The sequence below is a fragment of the Rhodoplanes sp. SY1 genome (assembly GCF_046000175.1).
Lineage (GTDB): Bacteria > Pseudomonadota > Alphaproteobacteria > Rhizobiales > Xanthobacteraceae > Rhodoplanes.
Map to the genome: position 1 here is coordinate 17,501 of NZ_JBEOMB010000019.1, position 21,670 is coordinate 39,170.

The window sequence follows — 21,670 nt, forward strand, 5'->3', positions numbered from 1 at the left end:
TTGTTGTGGTATCAACGGTAGTTTCTTCTCCGGGGGCGCCGTCGGCGCCCGTGGTCGCATTCGAGGGAGGGAACGCTCTTGGACGAACTGCTCACCTGGCTGAAGGCCCAGCACAACGGCCTTCGGACCTACAAGGATTTCCAGCAGAGGGTGCTGAACCTCGCCGGCTCGGATCGCGAGCATGTGGCGCTCTATCAGATCCTCGCGCTGCTGGTCGGCCGCTTCATCGACTCCTACGAGGAGCATCCGCTGACCGGCGACGTCGCCGACCAGGCGTTCGATCGCCTCATCGAGATCACCGAGCAGGCGACCGCCTCGATGGGCGCGGCGCCGGCCGACCAGCTCGCCACCCTCAACGCCATCGCGGCGGCCGATCTCGGCTGACGAGCGTGCCTGCTCGGGCCGCCCGACCGGCGCGCCCGCGACCATCGCGTCGGCCGACGTCATCGGCCGCGAACAATCGCAAGGGCTCCCGGCCCCTCCCGTCGACGAACAAAAAAGAGTGCCCGTACGGGCACTCTTTTGGTTTCGAGCCGGCGGTCGTGTGGTTCTTTGCGCGGCACGGAGGTGCGGGAGGTGTGGAGCAGGGCGCCTGCCGCTCCCACAAGCGGGGGACGACGGAGCCGCGCCGTCGTCGGCTGCGAAAGCGAGCGCGACGGCGGCCTTGGGCTCGTGTCCGGGCGCTCGATTCAAGCTGGCGACCCGACGAAAAGACCCCGGTTTGACACCATTTCGCCCGTAGTCTAAATTTTGATACAGCCTCCATCCCTCATAAAAGAGAGAGCCCCATGGCTTCACGGCGCCAATTCCTGAAGATCACGAGCGGTGCGCTCGTCGTCGCTGCGTCCGCCACCACGGTGTCGGCCCAGTCGGCCAAGTACACGGCCAAGATCGCGCATCTCGAAGCCCCGACCCAGCCGCGTCATCGCGGGCTGGAGAAGGTGGCCGAGCTCGTCAAGGCGCGCACCAACGGCGAGGTCGAGTTCAAGCTGTTCCCGGCCTCCCAGCTGGGCAATGCGCGCCAGATGGTCGAGGGAACGCAGTTCGGCTCCATCGAGTGCACGGTCATGCCGGCCGCCTTCCTGGGCGGGTTCAATCCGGTGGTGTCGGTTTTCGACATCCCGTTCCTGCTGCCCGCCGACGTCGCCAAGGCGAATGCGCTGCGCACCGGCCCGTTCGGCCAGTACGTGCTCGACACCTTCTCCAGCCGCGGCTTCGTCGCCATCGCGCTCTGGCCGAACGGCCGCAAGAGCCTGACGTCGAACAAGCCGATCGACTCGGTGTCGGCCTTCAAGGGCCAGAAGTTCCGCGTGATGGATTCGCGCATTCTGATCGAGCAGTTCGGCGCGGTCGGCGCGAGCGCCATCGCCATCCCGTTCGGCGAGCTCTACACGGCCCTGCAGACCGGCGTCGTGGACGGCGAGGAGAACCCGCTCGACACGATCTCCACCATGAAGTTCCACGAGGTCCAGAAGTATCTCGTCGTGTCCGATCACGGCGCCATGGAGGACTTCGTGCTGTTCAATCCGACCTGGTGGAAGTCGCTGCCGGAGGGGCATCGCAAGATCATCACCGACACCTTCATCGAGGTCCGGCCCGAGGTCGAGAAGATGAAGGCGGACGCGAAGATCGCCGCACTGGACATCATCAAGAACGCCGGCAAGACCGAGATCGGCAACCTGAGCGACGCCGATCGCAAGGCGTGGCAAGCGGCGATGGTGCCGAAGTCGGAAGCCGCCTTCATCGCGCGCGCCGGCGCGGAAGGCCAGAAGGCGATCGACCTCTACAAGGCCGAGATGAAGAAGCTCGGCAGCTGACGGACGCGCGACGCGCCCGGCGGGCGTCGGGCGCGTCGCGACCGTTCCGACAGCGGGCGGACATGGCTACCCTGCAGACTCGATGAAGAAGACACGCATGTTCGCTCGTGCAATGGATATCATCCGCACCGTCGAGAGGGTCTTCATCGCGGTCGTTCTGATCGCGATGTCGTTCCTGTACTTCGTCAATGTCGTGATCCGATACTTCAGCGCGGAGCTCGCGACCGAGCTGGCGTGGATCGACGAAGCGACGCTGTTCGGGCTCGCGTGGCTGGTCTTCGTCGGCCTGGGGCTCGCGCTGGAGCGGCGCCGGCATATCGCCATGACCGTGCTGATCGACCGCTTGCAGGGCGTGGGCGGCCGCCTGGTGCGGATCGCGATCAATCTGACCGGCCTCGTCTTCTGCCTGGTCTTCACCAAGTTCAGCTTCGATCTCGCGCTGTTCATCTACAACAGCGGGCAGATCAGCCCGACGCTCGGCACCACGATGCTGTGGCTCTACGCACCGCTGCCGGTCGGGTTCGCGCTTCTGTCGCTGCGCTATCTGCTCGAGCTCACCGGCGTCCAGAATCGGTTCCTGCTTCGCGACGTGTTCCAGGATCATTGAGGTAAGCGCGCGTGACCGTCCTCCTGCTCTGCGTCGCCGCGGCGATCCTGCTCGTCCTGGGCTTCGAGATGTTCCTCGTCATGGGCGTCCCGACCCTGCTGGCGTGGCTTCTCCTGTTCCCGTCGATCCCGCCGGTCGCCTTGGCACAGAAGCTCCTCGGCGGCGTGAACGTCTCCACCCTGCTGGCGATCCCGTTCTTCATCTTCGCCGCCGACATCATGGCGCGCGGAACCATCGCGAAACGGCTCACCGATCTGGTCAAGACCAATATCGGCCATGTCCGCGGCGGTATCGGGCATACGACGGTCGTCTCCTGCATGGGGTTCGGCGCCATCTGCGGATCGGCGCCCGCGACCGTGGCGGCGCTCGGCCGTCTGCTGCATCCCGAGCTCTTGAAGGCGCGCTATTCCGAGACGTTCTCGCTCGCCCTGATCGCCTCGAGCGCAGAATGCGCCCTGCTCATTCCGCCGAGCATCACGCTCATCATCTACGGCTGGCTGACCGGAACCTCGATCGCCGACCTGTTCGCCGGCGGCTTCGCGGTCGGCGTCGCGCTCGGCGTCGCGTTCATGATCTACGTGCAGATCGTCACGTGGCGCACCGGCGCCGGCCTGTTCCCGCGGGCGACGCGCCGCGAGCGCGTGCTCGCCTTCCGCGACGGGCTCGTCGCGCTGGGCATGCCCTTCATCATTCTCGGCGGCATCTATGGCGGAATCTTCACGGCCACCGAGGCAGCGGCCGTCGCCGTCGCCTATGCGCTCCTGATCGAGATGGTCGTCTACCGGTCGATCGGCTTCAAGGCCCTGATGGAGATCGCCGAAGGCTCGGCCATCACGGTCGCCGTCATCTTCATCCTGCTGGCGACCGGATCGATGCTGTCGTTCCTGATCACGCTGGCGCAGGTGCCCGCCTTCTTCACGCAGCTGTTCGCGGCGTGGAACGTCGACTGGATCGTCTTCCTGCTGATCGTCAACGTCGTGCTGCTCGTCGCCGGCATGTTCATCGATCCCAACTCGATCCTGCTGGTTCTCGTGCCGACCTTCTATCCGGTCGCGACCTCGCTCGGCATCGACCCGGTCCATTTCGGCCTCGTCGTCTGCCTCAACATCTGCATCGGAATGATAACGCCGCCGTTCGGGCTCGACCTGTTCGTCGCGTCGTCGACGCTGCGCCGGCCCGTGGAGCTGATCATCCGCGGCATCTGGCCGTTCATCGCCGTGAACATCCTGGTGCTCCTGCTCATTACCTATGTCCCGCAGATTTCCACGGGACTACTGGCGATCATCCGCTGAGGCTCGCCGCCGCCATCCGCATCGAGACGAGACAACACGATCCCGGACACCATCCGCCGCCGTATCGGCGCGGGCCGCGGGGAGAACGATGTCCGACCATCTGGCCGAGATCGGCCGACGGCTGCGCGCCTATCGGCTCGGCAAGAATCTCACGGTGAGCAGCATCGCCGAGGCGATCGGGGTGTCGCGGGCCGCCGTCTATCGGCTGGAGCGCGGCGAGCTCGTCAAGATCGAGACGCTCGAGAAGATCTCCGAGCTCCTCGAGACGTCGCTGCCGTCGCTGATGGGGGTGGGCGTCGAGTATTACGCCAACGCCGTGTCGTTCTTCGAGCGCATGCGCCAGCTCGAGGAGACCGCCGTCCATGTGCTCGGCAACTTCTCGCCGTTCTCGTTCCTGCTCCAGTCCGACGAGTACATGGAGCATCTGCGCGTGATGCTGCTCGAGGGGATCCCCGAGAGCCATCGCGAGCCGGCGGCGGCGCGCGCCGAGGTCGAGGCCGTGATGGCGATCCTCCACGCCCGGCGGCGAGGCGCCGCGACCCGGCGCATCCCGGTGCTCAGCATCGTCTCGGCGCCCGACATCGAGCGCTTCCTGCGCTCCGGCCTGGTCGGGCGCTTCGATCTCCCGGACGCGGTGGTGCGCGCGCGCCGCGGGCTCGCCGCCCGTGAGATCGAGCGGTTCGCCGGCCTGCTCGAGCACCCGCCGATCGGTGTCCAGATCGGCGTCATCGAGGACCAGGCGCCGTTCCAGACCTTCCAGGTGTTCGAGGCGGCCGACCACGCCGCCGTGACGCTCAGCCCCTACCGGCTCGGCGACCACCCGAACATCACGTCCGGCATCGCCATGGCGACCGCGACGCCCGAGGCGGTGCGGCTGTTCAAGACCATCATCACCGAGCAGTGGGGGCGCGCCCGGAAAGGGGAGGCCGGCGCCCGCGTGCTGCGCGCCGTGCTGGCCCGCGCCGCGGGGGGCTGAGAGCGATCAGGGGCGCTCCCAGCTCATCGCGGCGATCCGTGGATCGGCGGCGAAGCAGGTGCGGTCGAAGGTCATGCGCGCGGTCGGCGCTTCGCAGATCGCGTGGACGCCGGTGTCGCTGATCCGCAGCCGCCAGGTCTGCTGCCCGGTCGGGGCCGGGCCGGCGAAGGCCCGGCAGGACAAGAGCGCGAGGTTGGCGCCGCCGCCGGGATCGCGCACCGACGGATAGCGGATCACGTCGATCCCGCTTTCGCGCGCCGCGTCGGCAAGCGCCTGGCAGGCGGCGTAGTCGCTCGGATGCATCAGCGTCGCCCGCTCCGCCGCGAAGCCGGGTGCGGCGAGATCGATCGTCCGTCCCGTCGCATGCGCCACGGCAAAGGCCGTGAACTCGGCCGGATTCGACGGCCAGGGCGTCGCCGGCGACTCGGCGAAGAAGAGCAGGCGATAGAAGGCGGTCTCGGCGACGGCGGTGACGGCGGCTTCGGCCGCGTAGAACACGCCCGGTGTCGCCCCGGCGCGACGAAAGCGCGACCCTCTCGGATACGTGCCGTAGCGAAAGGGCGTGTAGAGCTGATAATGGAGCCCGCGGCATTCCGGCGGGACCGCCGGCTTGGTCTCCTCCACGAGCCGCTCCAGCAGCTCCTGCTCGGCGACCGAGTCGACCAGCTTGAGGGTCGAGACATGGTGCTGCGCTTCGACCAGCCGCCACGCCGTCCCGGCGAGCGGCCCGGCCTCAGACGACAGCGCGGCGGGCGTCCAGGTACTGGATGACATTCACGAGCCCAGGCACGGTCTGGACGAGGGCGATCGGCTCCGCATCGAGCGCGGCATTTGTGCGCCTTCATCCAGCCCGCGGCCGCCGCATCGTCGCCGCCCATCATGGCGTCGAGCGACCGGTAGAGGCGCACGAACAGCACGGCGAGCTCGAACGGCTTCTGGCCGCGCCGGAGGAGGTGCGTGCCGGTCCGCATCCGCGAGACCGTGGCCTCCGAGACGCCGATCACGGCCGCCAGCACACGGCCGGAGACGCCGAGGCGGGTGGCCGCCCGGAGCGTCGCCTTGGTGATCACCGCGGCCTCGTCGGGGACGGTCGAGACGGCCGGCTCGCTCTGCATGATCTATCCTTTCGACAGAAAGGATATGCTTACTCCATTGCTCGTGCAAGACGGCCATCACCCGACCACCCGGATCGCCGGGCGTCCCTCCTCGACATGGCCGATGCGGCTCGCGGCCGGGTAGCCGGCCTCGACGATGGTGCGCAGGAGCGCGTCGGTGCGCTGTGGGGCGCAGGCGACCAGCAGGCCGCCGGAGGTCTGCGGGTCGGTGAGAAGGTGGCGGCGCCAGTCGGGCAGGTCCTCGGGGAGCGACACGGCCGCGCCGTAGCTCGCCCAGTTCCGGTGCGAGGCGCCGGTGACGCAGCCGGCCTGCGCCAGCGCGGCGGCGTGCGCGAGGAGCGGCACGGCCTGCAGCGAGGTCGTCAGCGTCACGCCGGCGCCGCGCGCCATCTCCATTCCGTGGCCGAGCAGGCCGAAGCCGGTGACGTCGGTGACCGCGTGCACGGCCGGGTCGCGGGCCAGATCCGCGCCGATGCGGTTCAGGAGCGTCGTCGAGGCGATCATCTCGTCATAGGCGCCGTCCGGCAGCACGCCCTTCTTGATCGCCGAGGCGTAGACGCCGACGCCGAGCGCCTTGGTGAGGATCAGGTCGTCGCCGGGCTGCGCATCGGCGTTGCGGCGGACCTGCTCTGGCCGGCAGGTGCCGATCACGGCGAGCCCGTAGATCGGCTCCGGCGAGTCGATCGAGTGGCCGCCGGCCACCGGGATGCCGGCCTGCGCGCACACGCTGGCGCCGCCTTTCAGGATCTCGCGGATCGTCTCGGGCGGCATCTTGTCGATCGGCATGCCGAGGATGGCGAGCGCCATGATCGGCCTGCCGCCCATCGCATAGACGTCGGAGATCGCGTTGGTCGCGGCGATGCGGCCGAAGTCGTGCGGGTCGTCGACCATCGGCATGAAGAAGTCCGTGGTGGCGATCACGCAGGTGGTGTCGTCGATCTGCCAGACGGCGGCGTCGTCGCCCGTCTCGGTGCCGACCAGGAGCTGGGCGAACGGGCCGGCGGCGGGCTGCTCGGCGAGCAGCTGCTGCAGCACCGAAGGAGCGAGCTTGCAGCCGCAGCCACCGCCATGGGCGAGACTGGTGAGGCGGAGATCGTGCGCGTTCATGACAAGGCTCCGGAGAGGCGCGGGGCCGGGGCGGCCGGCTCGCGCAGGGTCCGCCAGGCGGCGGCGAGATGGTCGGCGGCGGCCGCGACATCGGCCTCCGTGGTCGCGCGCCCGAGCGACAGGCGCACGGCGCCGAGCGCAATTTCGGGCGCGAACCCGAGCGCCAGAAGCACGGCGGACGGAGCCTCGCTGCCGGCGTGACAGGCCGAGCCGGTCGAGGCGAGAACGCCGGGGCAGGCCTCCAGGAGGAGCCGGCCGGAGACGCCGGGGAAGAGCACGTTCAGCGTGTTGGGCAGGCGCGCGTCTGGATCGCCGACCAGGATCAAGCCCGGCACCGTGTCGCGCAGCCGCGCCAGAAGTCCGGCGGCGAGCACGCGCATGCGGGCGGCGTCCTGCTCCAGCCGCGCGGCGGCGATCCGGCAGGCGGCGCCGAGCCCCACCATGAAGGCGACGTTCTCGGTGCCGGCCCGTCGCCCGTGCTCCTGCCCGGCGCCGGCGAGCAGCGGCGGCAGCGCGACGCCGCGGCGGATGTAGAGGGCGCCGATGCCCTTCGGCGCGTAGAGCTTGTGGCCCGCGATAGTGAGCAGATCGACGCCGAGCGCCTCGACGTCGACCGGCACTTTTCCGAGCGACTGCGCCGCGTCGGCGTGGATCCAGACGCCGCGGGCGCGCGCCGCACGGGCGATCTCGGCGACCGGCTGCAGCGTGCCGATCTCGTTCTGGGCGTGGATGACCGTGACCAGCGCCGTCGCGTCGTCGAGCGATGTGATCACGTCTGCCGCGAGGACGCGGCCGTCCGACTGCGGCGCGACGCGACGGACGACATGGCCGGCGCGCTCCAGGAGCCGGCAGCATTCCTCGGTCGCCGGATGCTCGAACGCCGTCGTCACGATGCCGCGGCGTCCCTCGCGCGCCGTCGCCGCGCCGCGGATCGCCGTGTTGGAGGATTCGGTGCCGCCGCTGGTGAACACGATCTCGTCCGGCGCGGCGCCGATCAGCGCGGCGACCTCGGCGCGTGCGGTCTCGACCGCGGCGCGGGCGCGCCGGCCGGCCGGATGCGACGAGGAAGGATTGCCGAACTCCTCGCGCAGGAACGGCAGCATGGCGGCGAGCACGTCGACGTCGACCGGGGTCGTGGCGTTGTGGTCGAGATAGACGGGATCGGGCGAGCCGGGGGCGGGGGATGTTTGGGTCATGGCGTATGGGTCGGTCCCGACTCAGTGCCGCTTGACGATGCGGAAGACATAGAGGTCGCCGGCCTGCTCCTGCCCGTCGAGCCGGTGGCCGGTCTGGGCGCAGAAATGCGGCACGTCGATCACGGTCAGCGGATCCGTGCATTCGAGCACCAGCGTGCCGCCGATCGGCACGTGACGCAGCGCCGTCTTGGCCTTCAGCACCGGCAGCGGGCAGGAGAGCCCGCGCAGGTCCAGGACGGTTTCGGTGGGGTTCGTGTTGTTCGTCACGGTGTTTCGCTGCTGCACTGAGTGGTCATGGCCGGGCTTGTCCCGACCATCCACGATCTTTGTGTCGGTCGGCTGCTCGTGGATGCCCGGTACGAGCCCGGGCATGACGGGCCGGGATACCGCGCGACTCACGTCGCCGTCGTCTCCTTCGCCCTGATCACGTAGCGGAAGCCGTCCGGATCGAGGCAGTCGAGGCGCTGGCTCGCGGTCTCGGCCTGCGGATACATCAGGAAGCCGATCTTCGGCCCCTGCGCGCCCGGCAGCGCGAGGTCGTGCGCGACATTGTAGGCGAGCCAGTTGGTCTCCCAGGATCCGAACAGCGCCCGGCGGGCGGCGACCACCTTGGGATCGTCGATGGCGAGCCGGGTCGGCGGCTCCTCCAGCACGACCTTGCGCACGTCGGCCGGGTCGACCGGCACCCAGCCGAACGCCTCGAGCCACACCTCGGCCCGGCAGTGCTGCGCCTTGGTGATCACCTCCGAGCCGGCGCCGAGGCTCTTGTAGCCGAAGGCCGAGGGGGCGAGCCGGATGCCGTAGACGTCGCGGGCCGGCAGGCCGCTCGCGCGGGCGAGCCCGACATAGAGGGCGTTGAGATCGGCGCACTTGCCGCCGAGATGGCCGGTCTTCAGCATCGCCGCGATGTCGCCGATGCCGCAGCCGCGCGTCGCCGGATCCCGGAACGTGTTGTCGACGATCCACTCGTAGATCGCCTTCGCCTTGGCGGCGTCGTCGCGCGCGCCGGACGTGATCTTGTCCGCCGTCTGCTTGACGATGCCGTCGACCAGGATGAGATCGGTGCCCTCGGTGTAGAGCGCACGCTCGGCCGCCGACAGCGCGGCGGGGCGGGAGGGCGCCGCGAGATCGACGGCGCGGTCGCGCGTCGCGACCTTGCTGATCACCTCGACGAACGGCGCCGTCTCGCCGGCCGCCCATTCGACATGGATCATGCCGGCGCCGTATTTCGGATCGCGCACCAGCGCCGCCTTGCCGTTCGACGTGAACGTCGTGTCGAGCGAGCGGAACCAGGCCTCTTCATTGACGCTCGGCACCGGCACCCAGGCCTGGGTGCGCCCTTCCGGCTTGGCGATCTCGAGCCGCGTCGTCACGGCGAAGCTGCGCCAGGCGCCGGGCTTCGGCGCGAAGCCTGGGGCCGCCGAAGCGGCAGCGCCTTGCGCGACGGCGAAGTCGGGCAGAGCGACGGCCGCCAGGGCGGCGCCGGCCTTCAACACGTCGCGTCGGTGCATGCTGGTGTCCTCCCGTCGGGGGTTGTCGTGGCGAGCGCCACGAGAGGGGCCGTGACTGTCGGGTCACGCCAGTCGAGGTCGCCTTCGGCGACCAGGCGCGGCGTCAAGGTCGCGTCGAGCGCGATGGTGGTCGGCAGCGCCGTGACGCCGAAAGCGCGCGCCACCGCGCGGTCGCGGTCGAGCAGCACCGGACGAGTCCAGCCGACCTGCGCGGCGAAACGCTTCACCCGGAGGTCGACCTCGCCGACGTTAATCGCGATCGTGATCAGATCGTCGCGGCGGTCAGCGAAGGCCGCGAGCAGCGGCAGCTCGGCCCGGCAGGGCTCGCACCAGGTGGCGAAGAAATGCACGACCACCGGACGTCCGCGTAGCGCGTCGAGCGCGACGCGATCGCCCGTGGTGGCGTCGAGCACGATCCCGGCGGGTGCCGCACCCGTCCACGCGATCAGCTGCGTCGCGGTCTCCGCCACGCGCGCGGCCGCGCCGGGCTCGGCGACAGTGGTGCCGGCGGGACCGGTCAGCCCAAAGGCAAGCCCGAGGAGGGATGCGGCAAACACGCGCGCCGGGCTGCGGCGGTGCAACGCCGCGACGCGAGTGCAACGGTGCCACGCTGCCTCCGACGGACCGCGGCCGCGGTCCGCAGCGGCCGGCCCGCACTGTCGTGATGAGGTGAGATCGCCCCGGAACCCGGGAGCCGTGATCAGGATCACGACGGCACTCTGCGAGACGCCCCGTCGCCACGTCAACGAAATTCAAGAATCAGCGCCACGGTTCGGTCGCGCGGCAGCTGGAGCGTCGCCCTGTAAAGTCGTCACGACACTCGACGCGGCGCTCTTGTGCGGTGCACATCCATGATGCGCCGCACGCCCTGAAATGCCCGGCAGCGAACTCTCGGTTCGATCCGGAAGCTTCGGAATCGTTTTGACTTTCGATCGGTTCCAAAATAGCGTTTTCGGCGACCACCTGACTCGATGACCCGACAAAAAAAGCTGCGTCCCCCGCGCAGCTCCAAAACCGTCCCCCGCGGGGGCCAACGTAACCAGGAGGGTAGCATTCCATGAACATGGAGCTCTCGCGGCGCGGCTTCCTGGCCGGCGCCGGCGCGGGTCTCGCGGGCACCACGCTCGGTGCGTTCGGCTTCGGCGACGTCGAGGCCGCGCATGCGGCGGCGATCCGTCCGTTCAAGCTCGCGAACACGGCCGAAGCCCGCAACACCTGCACCTACTGCTCGGTCGCCTGCGGCATCATCATCTACTCGAAGGGTGATCTGAAGAAGGGCGAGAAGGCCGAGATCGTCAACATCGAGGGCGACGCCGACCACCCGACCAATCGCGGCACGCTGTGCCCGAAGGGCGCGGCGCTCCGGGACGTCGTGCACTCCAAGACCCGCACGCTCCATCCGCAGATCCGCAAGGCCGGCTCGGCCAAGTTCGAGCGCGTCTCCTGGGATCAGGCGCTCGACCGCATCGCCCGCCTGATGAAGGACGACCGCGACCAGAACATCGTGGTCAAGAACAACGACGGCGTGACCGTGAATCGGTGGACCTCCACCGGCTTCCTGGCCGCCTCGGCGACGACCAACGAGACCGCGTGGGCGACCTACAAGGTCGTCCGCAGTACCGGAATGGTGGCGTTCGACAACCAAGCCCGTGTTTGACACGGCCCGACGGTGGCCAGTCTGGCCCCGACGTTCGGCCGTGGTGCGATGACGAATTCCTGGACCGACATCAAGAACACGGATCTCGTCGTCGTCATGGGCGGCAATGCCGCCGAAGCGCATCCATGCGGATTCAAGTGGGTCACGGAGGCGAAGGCCAACCGTGGCGCCAAGCTGATCGTCGTCGACCCGCGCTTCACCCGCACGGCGTCGGTGGCGGACTACTACGCGCCGATCCGGCAGGGGACCGACATCGCGTTCCTGCTCGGCGTGATCAATCATTGCATTCAGAACGACAAGGTGCAGTGGGAGTACGTCAAGAACTTCACCAACGCGGCTTTCGTCGTGAAGGAGGGGTTCGGCTGGCAGGACGGCCTGTTCACCGGCTACGACGAGCAGAAGCGTGACTACAACCGCTCGACCTGGGACTACGAGGTCGGGCCGGACGGCTTCGCGGTCGTCGACGAGACGCTGCAGAATCCGCGCTGCGTCTGGAACCTCCTGAAGCAGCACGTCTCGCTCTACACGCCCGAGATGGTCGAGCGCATCTGCGGCACTCCGAAGGACAAGTTCCTGACGATCGCCAAGATGATCTCAGAGTGCTCGTCCCCCGCGAAGACGATGACCTCGATGTACGCGCTGGGCTGGACCCAGCACTCGAAGGGGTCGCAGAACATCCGGGCGATGGCGATGCTGCAGCTCATCCTCGGCAATATCGGGGTGCGCGGCGGCGGCATGAACGCTCTGCGTGGTCACTCCAACATCCAGGGGCTGACCGACATCGGGCTCATGTCGAACCTGATCCCGGGCTATCTGACCATCCCGACGGAGCGCGAGCCGACCTTCGACACCTACATGTCGACGCGCGGCTTCAAGCCCCTGCGGCCCAATCAGATGAGCTACTGGCAGAACTACCGGAAGTTCTTCGTGAGCTTCCAGAAGGCCATGTGGGGCGACGCGGCGACGCCGGAGAACAGCTTCGCCTACGACTGGCTGCCCAAGCTCGACGTGCCGGCCTACGACGTCCTGCGCGCCTTCGAGCTGATGCACCAGGGCAAGATGAACGGGTACTTCTGCCAGGGCTTCAACCCCCTGCTGTCGTTCCCGAACCGCAAGAAGATCACCACGGCGCTCTCGAAGCTGAAGTTCCTGGTCGTGATGGACCCGCTGCAGACCGAGACGGCACGGTTCTGGGAGAATCACGGGGCGAACAACGACGTCGACCCGTCGACGATCCAGACCGAGGTGATCGAGCTGCCGACCACCTGCTTCGCCGAGGACGAGGGGTCGCTGACCAACTCGGGCCGCTGGCTGCAATGGCACTGGCCCGGCGGCTCGCCGCCCGGCGAGGCGAAGACCGACACCTGGATCATGGCGCAGATCCATCTGCGTCTGAAGGAGCTGTACCGCAAGGAGGGCGGCAAGGTTCCGGAGCCGATCGTCAACCTCGACTGGCGCTACAAGGACCCGCACGAGCCGACCGCCGAGGAGCTCGCCAAGGAGCTCAACGGCTACGTCGTCTCCGACGTGACGGACCCGGCCGACCCGACCAAGGTCGTCCTCGCCAAGGGCAAGCAGGTGGTCTCCTTCGCCGCCCTGCGCGACGACGGCTCGACCGCGTGCGGCTGCTGGATCTATTCCGGCTGCTTCAACGAGGCGGGCAACAACATGGCTCGTCGCGACACCTCGGACCCGGACGACACCGGCGCGTATCTCAAGTGGTCGTGGTCGTGGCCCGTGAACCGGCGCATCCTCTACAACCGCGCCTCCTCGGACCTCCAGGGCAAGCCGTGGGACGAGAGCCGAAAGCTCCTGTGGTGGGACGGCGCCAAATGGACCGGCTACGACGTGCCGGACATCGCGCCCACCGCCAAGCCGGACACCGTGATGCCGTTCATCATGAACCCGGAAGGCACGTCGCGGCTGTTCACCCGCGCCATGATGCGCGACGGGCCGTTCCCGTCGCACTACGAGCCGTTCGAATCGCCGGTCGTCAACGTCGTCGCACCGAAGGTGCGCGGCAATCCGGTGGCGCGCGTGTTCCGCAACGACTTCGAGCAGTTCGGCGAGGCGAAGGAGTTCCCCTACGCGGCGACCTCCTACCGGCTCACCGAGCACTTCCACTTCTGGACCAAGCACGCTCACGCGAACGCCGTTCTCCAGCCCGAGTTCTTCGTCGAGATCAGCGAGGAGCTCGCCCGCGAGAAGGGTATCAAGAAGGGCGGCACGGTGCGGGTGTGGTCGAAGCGCGGCAGCGTGACGGCCAAGGCCGTGGTGACCAAGCGGATCAAGCCGCTGGTGTGCGACGGCAAGACCGTCCACATCGTCGGCATCCCGCTGCACTGGGGCTTCACGGGCGCGGCCAGGAAGGGCTTCGGCCCCAACTCGCTCACCCCGTTCGTCGGTGACGCCAACATCGAGACGCCGGAATACAAGGCGTTCCTGGTCGACATCGAGCCCCTCGCCGGGCCGGTCGCGTAAGGGAGGATCGAGAGATGTTTCCCCCGCTTCCGAACCCGACCACCGCCCCGACGCCGCCGCGCTTCGGCGATCAGGATCTGATCAGGCGCTCGGCGTCCACCGTGACGCCGCCCGCCAAGCGGCAGACCGAGGTCGCCAAGCTCATCGACGTGTCGAAGTGCATCGGCTGCAAGGCGTGCCAGTCGGCCTGCCTGCAGTGGAACGACATGGTCGAGGAGGTCGGCATCAACGTCGGCACCTACGAGAACCCGCACGACCTGACGCCGAACTCCTTCACGTTGATGCGCTTCACCGAGTGGGAGAACCCGGAGACCAAGAACCTCGAGTGGCTGATCCGCAAGGACGGCTGCATGCACTGCGAGGATCCGGGCTGCCTCAAGGCCTGCCCGGCGCCGGGCGCGATCGTGCAGTACTCGAACGGCATCGTGGACTTCGTCCACGACGCCTGCATCGGCTGCGGCTACTGCGTGAAGGGATGTCCGTTCAACATCCCGCGCATCTCCAAGGTCGATGCCAAGGCCTACAAGTGCACGCTCTGCTCGGATCGCGTCGCGGTCGGGCAGGGCCCGGCCTGTGCCAAGGCGTGCCCGACCCAGGCGATCGTCTTCGGCACCAAGGACGAGATGAAGAAGTGGGCCGACGGCCGCATTACGGACCTCAAGTCCCGCGGCTTCAAGAACGCCGGCCTCTACGATCCGCCGGGCGTCGGCGGCACCCACGTGATGTACGTGCTGCATCACGCCGACAAGCCGGAGATCTATTCCGGCCTGCCGAAGGATCCGAAGATCAGCCCGCTGGTCGAGATCTGGAAGGGTGTCGCCAAGTACGCCGGCTTCGCGGCCATCGGCGCGATGGCGGCCGTCACGGTCGTCCACAGCATCTTCTCGGGGGCGAGCCGCGTCTCGCCGCACGACGAGGAGAAGGCGAAGGAGATGGCCGAGAAGCCGCCCGCCCGAGAGAATGCGTAGGGAGAGCGCGTGATGAGCGAGAGACGAGAGGTCGTCAAAGGCGACGCCCTCGAGAAAGGCGATCCGGTCGTCGAACCGGTCGTGGTCGTCCGCTACTCGACGGCGGCGCGTATCAACCATTGGCTGACGGCGGGGGGCTTCGTGCTCCTCGCCCTCTCGGGCTTCGCCCTGTTCCACCCGAGCCTCTACTGGCTGACCGGCCTGTTCGGCGGCGGCCAGTGGACCCGCACCGTCCATCCGTGGTTCGGCGTGTTCCTGTTCCTCGGCTTCACCGGGCTGTTCCTGCGCTTCTGGCGGGTCAACCTGTGGTCGCCGGCGGACGGGAGCTGGCTCAAGAACATCCATACCTTCCTGGCCGGCGACGAGGACAAGATGCCCGAGGTCGGGCGCTTCAACTTCGCCCAGAAGGCGGTGTTCTGGTGGATGGGCATCCTGATCCTGATCATGATCGGGACCGGGGTGGTGATCTGGGAGCAGTATTTCGGCGCCTACACGACGCTGGACCAGAAGCGCATCGCCGTGCTGGTCCACTCGATCGGGGCGATCGTGATGGTCTGCATCCTGATCGTCCACATCTACGGGGCGTTCTGGGCGCGCGGCACCATGACGGCGATGGTGAAGGGCAAGGTCTCGGGCGGTTGGGCGTTCAAGCATCACCGCATGTGGCTGCGCCAGCTCGCCCGCAGCGACAAGACCAACCACGTCCGCACCCCGACCGGCACGCCAGCGGAGTGAGGGTGGTTCGGCACCTCCCACCTCCCCCTGGAGGGGGGAGGTACGGCGCCGGCGCTCCCTCTCCCCGCGTGCGGGGAGAGGGTCGGGGTGAGGGGGCCTCGCGTGGATACGCAGGCCCGTGAATACGGAGACGCCCCCTCACCCGGACTTCGCGCGAGGGCGCGCGAAGTCCGACCTCTCCCCGCGCGCGGGGAGAGGTGAAAGAGTCGGCGCGGCGACCATCGCGTGCGTCCGCCATAGGCACGCTCCCGTTTTTCTGATTAGCTTCCGCGGTCCTGGTCCTGTCACGTGGCCCGTGCGGTTCGTGAGGTGAGTGATGAGCGATTTCACGTCTGGTGCCGGCATCGGCGAGCTCGGCACCATCACGGCGCCGCCGTTCGCGGTGCGGCCCGACCCCGAAGCCCTGTTCCTGCGCCGCAGCGACCGCTTCCGGGCGCTCGCCGACGGGCATCCCCTGAAGCCCTACTTGATCTTCCTGGCCGACCTCGCCAGCGCCCAGCACTGGGTGCAGCAGGAGCTGCCGCCCGTCGCGCCGCCGGCGGCCGAGACGGTGGCGCGCGCCCGCGCCCACCAGATGCCGCCGCTCGACCGCCAGGGCTTCACGCCCGACGCCGCCTGCACGGCGACGCTCGACCGCATGCTGGTGCTGTTTTCCGACTGTCACATGCCGGACCCGGCCCGCGCCGCGCTGCAGCACGTCGCGCAGGCGGATCCCGCGAGCCGCACCGTGATGATGCGGGCCGTGCTGGCCGATGCGATCCCGGTCGAGGCGATCGCCGAGCACGTGCTGATCGCCGCCGCCCTGCAGGTCCATTTCGCCCGCCTCGCGGCGACGCTCGATCCGAAGGCGCTGGTCCAGGTCGGCGACGCGGTGTGTCCGGCCTGCGGCGGCCGTCCCGTCGTCTCGGTGATCGACGAGATCGGCGGCGCCAACCCGGCCCGCTACTGCGTCTGCGCCCAGTGCAGCACGCAATGGAACTACGTGCGCATCCGCTGCACCTCGTGCGGCTCCACCAAGGGCATCTCCTATCCGGAGGTCGAAGGCTCGGGCGGCACCGTGAAGGCCGAGACCTGCTCGGAATGCGGCCGCTACGCCAAGGTGCTCTATCGCGACAAGGCGCCGTGGCTCGACCCGGTCGCCGACGACGTCGCGACGCTCGGGCTCGACCTCCTGGTGCGCGAGACCGGCATGAAACGCGGCAGCGTGAACCCGTTCATGCTGAGCTTCTGATCACCATGACGGCCCGGCTGGATGTTCACGCACAGGCGCGCGGGACGGCGCTGCGGCGCCTGCCGTCGGTCGACGACGTGTTGAAGGCCGACGCCGCCATTGTCGCGATCGACCGCTTCGGTCGGAGCGCCACGGTCGCCGCCGTGCGTGCGATGCTCGACGAGAAGCGGGCTGCCCTAAGGACGGGCGGCGGAGCCCGCGAAGCCGACGTCTCGTCGGCGCGTGTGGCCGAGGCGGCGTTCGTCCGCCTGATCGCCGAAGCGCGTCCCACGGTGCGACCCGTCCTCAATCTCACCGGCGTCGTCCTGCACACCAATCTGGGCCGCGCCGTGCTGGCCGAGGCGGCGATCGAGGCGGCCGTCACGGCGATGCGGCAGACCATCGCGCTGGAGTTCGAACTCTCGACCGGCAAGCGCGGCGAGCGTGACACGCTGGTCCGTGATCTGTTGTGCGAGCTGACCGGCGCCGAGGACGCCACCGTCGTCAACAACAACGCGGCCGCCGTTCTGCTGGTGCTGAATACGCTCGCCAAGGGCCGCGAGGCGATCGTCTCGCGCGGCGAGCTGATCGAGATCGGCGGTGCCTTCCGCATGCCGGACATCATGGCGCGCGCGGGGGCGAAACTGGTCGAGGTCGGCACCACCAACCGTACCCATCCGAAGGACTACGCGGCCGCGCTGAGCGAGCGCACCGGCCTGGTGCTGAAGGTGCATACCTCGAACTACCGCATCGAAGGCTTCACGGCGGCGGTTCCGGCCCGCGACCTCGTCGCGCTCACGCGCGAGAAGACCGTTCCGGTGGTCGACGACCTCGGGTCCGGCACGCTGATCGATCTTTCCCGTTTCGGCCTCGCCCACGAGCCGACCGTCGCCGAGGCGGTGGCGGCCGGCGCCGATCTCGTCACTTTCTCGGGCGACAAGCTCCTCGGCGGTCCGCAGGCCGGCTTCATCGTCGGCCGTCGTGATCTGATCCGGAAGATCAACCGCAACCCGATGAAGCGAGCGCTGCGGGTCGACAAGATCCGGCTCGCCGCCATCGAGGCGACGCTACGGCTCTACCGCGATCCCGACCGGCTCGCTGACAAGCTGCCGACGCTCCGCCATCTCGCCCGCCCGCAGGCCGACATTCTTGCGCAGGCGCAGCGCCTCGCGCCGGCGCTCGCGGCAGCGCTCGGCGAGACGTTCGACGTGACAGCGGCGGCGTGCAACAGCCAGATCGGCTCCGGCGCGCTGCCGCAGGAGACGCTGCCGAGCGCCGCGCTCGTCGCCCGCCCGCGCACCGAGCGCGGCGCCGGCCGGGCGCTGGAGCGGCTCGCTCAGGTGCTGCGCGACTTGCCCGTGCCGGTGATCGGCCGCATCGCCGACGGCGCGCTCGTGCTCGACCTGCGCTGCCTCGACGACGAGGTCGGGTTCCTGGACGCTCTCGGGTCGCTGGCGGGAGGTGCCGATGCGCTGGCTTGATCGCCTGCTCGGCCGCGACACGCCTTCCATCGACGTCAAGGCCCGCATGGCCGAGGCCTACGACCTCGCGGCGAAGGGCGAGCTCACGGCCGCGCTCGACACTTGGGCCGAGCTGGCGCAAGCCGGCGTGCCGCGCGCCCAGAACAATGTCGGCGCCTGCTTCGCCGAGGGCATGGGGGTCGAGCGCGATCTCGTGCTGGCGCGGCGCTGGCTGGTGCTCGCCGCCGGCAACGGCGATCCGGTCGGCCAGCGCAATCTCGCGGCGCTGCATTTCCGCGGCGAGGACCAGCCGGCCGATTTCGCCGAGGCGGCGCGGCTCTATCGCGCCGCGGCCGAGCAGGGCGACGGCCCGGCCCAGGACATGCTGAGCTGGATGCTGCTCGAGGGCGAGGTCGTCCCGCGCGACGTGCTGGAGGCGCGCCGCTGGGCCGAGGCGGCGGCAAAGCAGGGCATCGCCGCGGCGATGACCCGCATGGGCATGCTCCATCACGACGCGATCGGCGTGCCGCGCGATCCCGCCGAGGCGGCGCGCTGGTGGCGGCGTGCCGCGGAACGTGGCGAGGCCGACGGCCAGGCGATGCTGGGCGCCGCCATGATGACGGGCGCTGGCGTCGCGCGCGACCCGGTCGAGGCGTTCATCTGGCTGTTGCGCGCCCAGGCCGGCGGCAGTGCGCTCGCGGCCCAGTTCCTGCCGGCCGCCCGCGCGCCGCTCGATGGCGCCGCGCTCTCCGAGGCGGCGCGTCGGGCCGCGGCGCCGCTGCCCGATCCGGGACCGCTCGATCTGACCGTGCGAGAGGCGCCTGCCGGGCCGGCGGTCCCCGCTGCACCGGAGGCCCGGCCATGATCGTCGGCACGGCGGGCCATATCGACCACGGCAAGACCTCGCTGGTGCGGGCGCTGACCGGCGTCGACACCGACCGCCTGAAGGAGGAGAAGGCGCGCGGCATCTCGATCGATCTCGGCTTCGCCTATGTGCCGACGCCGGACGGTGGCGTGCTCGGCTTCGTCGACGTGCCGGGCCACGAGCGTTTCGTCCACACCATGGTGGCGGGGGCGAGCGGCATCGATCTCGTGCTGCTGGTCGTCGCCGCCGACGACGGCGTGATGCCGCAGACGCGCGAGCATCTCGCCATCGTCGATCTGCTCGGCATCAGGACCGGCATCGTCGCGCTCACCAAGTCCGACATGGTGTCCGAGGAGCGCCGTGCCGAGGCGACCGTCGAAATCGCCGCCGCACTCGCCGGCACCAACCTCGCCGACGCGCCCGTCTTGCCGGTGTCGTCGGTGACGGGAGAGGGGATCGACGCGCTTCGTGCTCTGCTGTTCGAGGCGGCGCACTCGTTCGGCCGCCGCGAAGTGGCGGACAAGAAATTCCGCCTTGCGGTCGACCGCTCCTTCACGCTGGCCGGCACCGGCACGGTGGTCACCGGCACGGTGCTGTCCGGCCGCGTCGCCGTCGGCGACCGCGTGACCGTCAGCCCGTCGGGCCTCACCGCGCGCGTCCGCTCGATCCACGCTCAGAATCGTCCGGGCGGCGAGGGTGTCGCCGGCGATCGCTGCGCCCTCAACCTCGCCGGTGATCAGATCAGCAAGGAGGCGATCCGGCGCGGCGACATGGTGCTCGATCCGGGCCTGCACGCGCCGGCCGACCGTATCGACGTGACGCTGCGCCTGCTGCCGGGCGAGGCGAAGCCCGTGACCCAGTGGATGCCGGTGCGGCTGCATCATGCGTCGGCCGAGGTCGGCGCCCGCATCGTGCTGCTCGACGACAGCCCGCCGGCACCCGGCCGCGAGGGCCGCGTGCAGCTCGTGCTGGAGACGCCGATCGCCGCCGCGGTCGGCGACCGCTTCGTGCTGCGCGACGTCTCGGCGAGCCGCACCATCGGGGGCGGCCGGTTTCTCGATCTGCGCGCGCCGGCCCGCAAGCGCCGCACGCCGGAGCGCGTCGCCCAGCGCGATGCGCTGGCACTCGACGATCCCGGCGCGGCGCTCGCGGCGCTGCTCGCCCGGCCGCCCGCGCATGTCGAGCTGACGGCCTTCGCGCGCGACCACGCGCTCGCCGACGGCGCGCTGGCACGCCTCGTCGAGACGCTCGGCATCGTCCGCATCGCCGACAAGGATCTGCTGATCGGCCTCGCGGCGCCGACCTGGGAGGCGCTCACCCGCGACGTCGGCGCTCGGCTCGATGCGTTCCACGCCGACAACCCGGACCTGCCCGGCATCGGGCTCGAGCGGCTGCGCCTGCAGATCGAGCCGCGTTTGCCGGCGCCGGCCTTCCGCTCGGTGCTGCAGGGGCTCGCCCGCGCCGGCGCCGCCGTGCTCGACGGCGCCTGGGTGCGGCGGCCCGGCCATGCGGTGCGGCTGAGCGAGGCCGAGGAGCTGATCTGGCTACGGATCGCGCCGACGCTCGGCGGGGCCGAGCGGTTCAAGCCGCCGCGGGTGCGCGACCTCGCCGGCCTGTTCGCGATCGACGAGGTCTTGGTGCGGCGCGTCCTCAGACTGACGGCGCGCACCGGCCGGGTCGACGAGGTGGCGCACGACCATTACTTCCTGCGCGGCACCGTCGCCGAGATGGTGGCGATCGCGCGCGACCTCGCGGACCAGCCGTCCGGCGTGTTCACGGCGGCGCAGTTCCGCGACCGGCTCGACAACGGCCGCAAGGTCGCGATCCAGATCCTGGAGTTCTTCGATCGTCACGGCGTCACCTTGCGTCGCGGCGATCTGCGGCGCATGAACAAGCATCGTCTCGACCTGTTCGGTTCGACGCCCGCCGGCGATGCGCCGACGAGCGAGGTGACCGGCGGGGAGCCGGGCGTGACCGCTGCAGACACTGACCAGCACGGAAGAGAATCGTCCCCGGTGGGGCGTCCGGACTTCAAATCCGGGAGGGGCCGCGAGCCGGTCTCTGGTGGGTTCGACTCCCATTCTCTTCCGCCATCCATTCGGAGCGCGCGATGACCTCCACGGCCGCCATGCCGGTCTCCTCGCTGCCGTTCCTCGTCTCGCTCGAGGCCGCCGCCGGTCACGCCGAGACGGCCGAGGCTGCGTTCCGCCGCGAGGCGGCGCAGCGCATCGCGGCGCTGGAGCAGGAGCGCGCCGTCGCCTATCGGCGCCTCAACCTGATGCGCGGGCTCGCCGAGGCGATGGCCGGCGCCGACGCCGAGGCGAGTGCCGTCGCGATCAGCTTCGCCGTGCTGCGTGGAAAGCTCGGCTGGCACGAGGACAGCGAGGCGCGCACCGAGGTCTTGGAAAAGTTCGCGCCGGTCGCGCAGGCGCTGTTCCGCGCGCTGACCGGCGAGGACGAGCCCGAGCCGTCGCCCGCCGTCGCACTCGCCGCGTTCGAGCGCTGGTACGTCGAGGCGCGCCGGGGGCCGTTTTGGGTGCTGTTCGACACCTACATGCCGGAGACGCCGCTTGTCGATTTTTGAGGCTCGCCTCGCTCTCACCTCTCCCCGCTGCGCGGGGAGAGGTCGACATCCGCGCGTCCGGCGCGGATGTCGGGTGAGGGGGCGCCTCC

Annotated in this window: 19 protein-coding genes, 1 tRNA gene and 2 pseudogenes; 14 read left to right on the forward strand and 8 right to left on the reverse strand. The window is 69.6% G+C overall.

Annotation, left to right across the window (positions count from 1 at the left end; translation table 11 throughout):
• Window positions 1-78: 78 nt before the first annotated feature.
• The 5 genes from ABTU92_RS06895 to ABTU92_RS06915 all read left to right on the forward strand — a co-directional run bounded on the left by ABTU92_RS06895 (window position 79) and on the right by ABTU92_RS06915 (window position 4,692).
• A complete protein-coding gene (locus tag ABTU92_RS06895; protein WP_408088964.1) occupies window positions 79-384 on the forward strand; it encodes a hypothetical protein in 306 nt (101 codons plus the stop codon).
• 404 nt (window positions 385-788) lie between these two features.
• A complete protein-coding gene (locus ABTU92_RS06900; RefSeq protein WP_408088966.1) occupies window positions 789-1,817 on the forward strand; it encodes a TRAP transporter substrate-binding protein in 1,029 nt (342 codons plus the stop codon).
• A 97-nt stretch (window positions 1,818-1,914) separates the two neighbouring features.
• Entirely contained in the window at window positions 1,915-2,424 is a 510-nt protein-coding gene (locus tag ABTU92_RS06905; RefSeq protein ID WP_408088968.1) for a TRAP transporter small permease, read from the forward strand.
• 11 nt (window positions 2,425-2,435) lie between these two features.
• Entirely contained in the window at window positions 2,436-3,716 is a 1,281-nt protein-coding gene (locus tag ABTU92_RS06910) for a TRAP transporter large permease (RefSeq protein ID WP_408088970.1), read from the forward strand.
• Window positions 3,717-3,804: 88 nt separating this feature from the next.
• Entirely contained in the window at window positions 3,805-4,692 is an 888-nt protein-coding gene (locus ABTU92_RS06915) for a helix-turn-helix domain-containing protein (RefSeq protein ID WP_408088972.1), read from the forward strand.
• 6 nt (window positions 4,693-4,698) lie between these two features.
• Here the strand turns inward: ABTU92_RS06915 and ABTU92_RS06920 are convergent, their stop codons facing one another.
• From ABTU92_RS06920 to ABTU92_RS06955, 8 genes and pseudogenes are all read right to left on the reverse strand, one after another.
• Window positions 4,699-5,436: an RES family NAD+ phosphorylase gene (locus tag ABTU92_RS06920; protein WP_408089000.1), complete on the reverse strand. Its 738-nt coding sequence runs from the start codon at window positions 5,434-5,436 to the stop codon at window positions 4,699-4,701.
• Window positions 5,426-5,500: a hypothetical protein gene (locus tag ABTU92_RS06925; protein WP_408089002.1), complete on the reverse strand. Its 75-nt coding sequence runs from the start codon at window positions 5,498-5,500 to the stop codon at window positions 5,426-5,428. The genes ABTU92_RS06920 and ABTU92_RS06925 overlap by 11 nt, the downstream gene beginning before the upstream one ends.
• 154 nt (window positions 5,501-5,654) lie before the next feature.
• Window positions 5,655-5,807, reverse strand: a pseudogene (locus ABTU92_RS06930) (antitoxin Xre-like helix-turn-helix domain-containing protein); the annotation flags it as partial.
• Window positions 5,808-5,864: 57 nt separating this feature from the next.
• A complete protein-coding gene (gene selD / locus ABTU92_RS06935) occupies window positions 5,865-6,914 on the reverse strand; it encodes a selenide, water dikinase SelD (protein ID WP_408088974.1) in 1,050 nt (349 codons plus the stop codon).
• Window positions 6,911-8,110, reverse strand: a complete 1,200-nt coding sequence (locus ABTU92_RS06940) for a cysteine desulfurase family protein (RefSeq protein ID WP_408088976.1) — start codon at window positions 8,108-8,110, stop codon at window positions 6,911-6,913. Before ABTU92_RS06940 ends, selD begins: the two co-directional genes overlap by 4 nt.
• Window positions 8,111-8,131: 21 nt before the next feature.
• Window positions 8,132-8,377, reverse strand: coding sequence for a sulfurtransferase TusA family protein (locus tag ABTU92_RS06945; RefSeq protein ID WP_408088978.1), 246 nt, complete (start codon window positions 8,375-8,377; stop codon window positions 8,132-8,134).
• A gap of 128 nt (window positions 8,378-8,505) precedes the next feature.
• On the reverse strand, window positions 8,506-9,621 hold the full coding sequence (locus ABTU92_RS06950; RefSeq protein WP_408088980.1) for a transglutaminase-like domain-containing protein: 1,116 nt from the start codon (window positions 9,619-9,621) through the stop codon (window positions 8,506-8,508).
• Window positions 9,600-10,331, reverse strand: coding sequence for a redoxin domain-containing protein (locus ABTU92_RS06955; RefSeq protein ID WP_408088982.1), 732 nt, complete (start codon window positions 10,329-10,331; stop codon window positions 9,600-9,602). Before ABTU92_RS06955 ends, ABTU92_RS06950 begins: the two co-directional genes overlap by 22 nt.
• A gap of 347 nt (window positions 10,332-10,678) precedes the next feature.
• Here ABTU92_RS06955 and fdnG point away from each other — a divergent pair, with 347 nt between their 5' ends.
• From fdnG to ABTU92_RS07000, 9 genes and pseudogenes are all read left to right on the forward strand, one after another.
• Window positions 10,679-13,759: a formate dehydrogenase-N subunit alpha gene (gene fdnG, locus ABTU92_RS06960; RefSeq protein WP_408088984.1), complete on the forward strand. Its 3,081-nt coding sequence runs from the start codon at window positions 10,679-10,681 to the stop codon at window positions 13,757-13,759.
• A 14-nt stretch (window positions 13,760-13,773) separates the two neighbouring features.
• Window positions 13,774-14,727, forward strand: a complete 954-nt coding sequence (fdxH, locus tag ABTU92_RS06965; protein WP_408088986.1) for a formate dehydrogenase subunit beta — start codon at window positions 13,774-13,776, stop codon at window positions 14,725-14,727.
• A gap of 12 nt (window positions 14,728-14,739) precedes the next feature.
• The gene (locus tag ABTU92_RS06970; protein ID WP_408088988.1) at window positions 14,740-15,462 is read left to right on the forward strand and encodes a formate dehydrogenase subunit gamma; all 723 of its coding nucleotides are present in this window, start codon (window positions 14,740-14,742) and stop codon (window positions 15,460-15,462) included.
• A 316-nt stretch (window positions 15,463-15,778) separates the two neighbouring features.
• The gene (gene fdhE / locus ABTU92_RS06975) at window positions 15,779-16,693 is read left to right on the forward strand and encodes a formate dehydrogenase accessory protein FdhE (RefSeq protein ID WP_408088990.1); all 915 of its coding nucleotides are present in this window, start codon (window positions 15,779-15,781) and stop codon (window positions 16,691-16,693) included.
• Between the two features lie 5 nt (window positions 16,694-16,698).
• Window positions 16,699-18,153, forward strand: a complete 1,455-nt coding sequence (selA, locus tag ABTU92_RS06980; protein WP_408088992.1) for an L-seryl-tRNA(Sec) selenium transferase — start codon at window positions 16,699-16,701, stop codon at window positions 18,151-18,153.
• Complete coding sequence (locus ABTU92_RS06985) at window positions 18,140-18,997, forward strand: tetratricopeptide repeat protein (protein WP_408088994.1); 858 nt, start codon at window positions 18,140-18,142, stop codon at window positions 18,995-18,997. The genes selA and ABTU92_RS06985 overlap by 14 nt, the downstream gene beginning before the upstream one ends.
• Window positions 18,994-20,826 (forward strand): annotated as a pseudogene (gene selB / locus ABTU92_RS06990) (selenocysteine-specific translation elongation factor); the annotation flags it as partial. The gene ABTU92_RS06985 and the pseudogene selB, both read left to right, overlap by 4 nt.
• A 168-nt stretch (window positions 20,827-20,994) precedes the next feature.
• A tRNA-Sec gene (locus tag ABTU92_RS06995) sits at window positions 20,995-21,090 on the forward strand.
• Window positions 21,091-21,107: 17 nt separating this feature from the next.
• Window positions 21,108-21,581: a hypothetical protein gene (locus tag ABTU92_RS07000; RefSeq protein ID WP_408088996.1), complete on the forward strand. Its 474-nt coding sequence runs from the start codon at window positions 21,108-21,110 to the stop codon at window positions 21,579-21,581.
• Window positions 21,582-21,670: the final 89 nt, after the last annotated feature.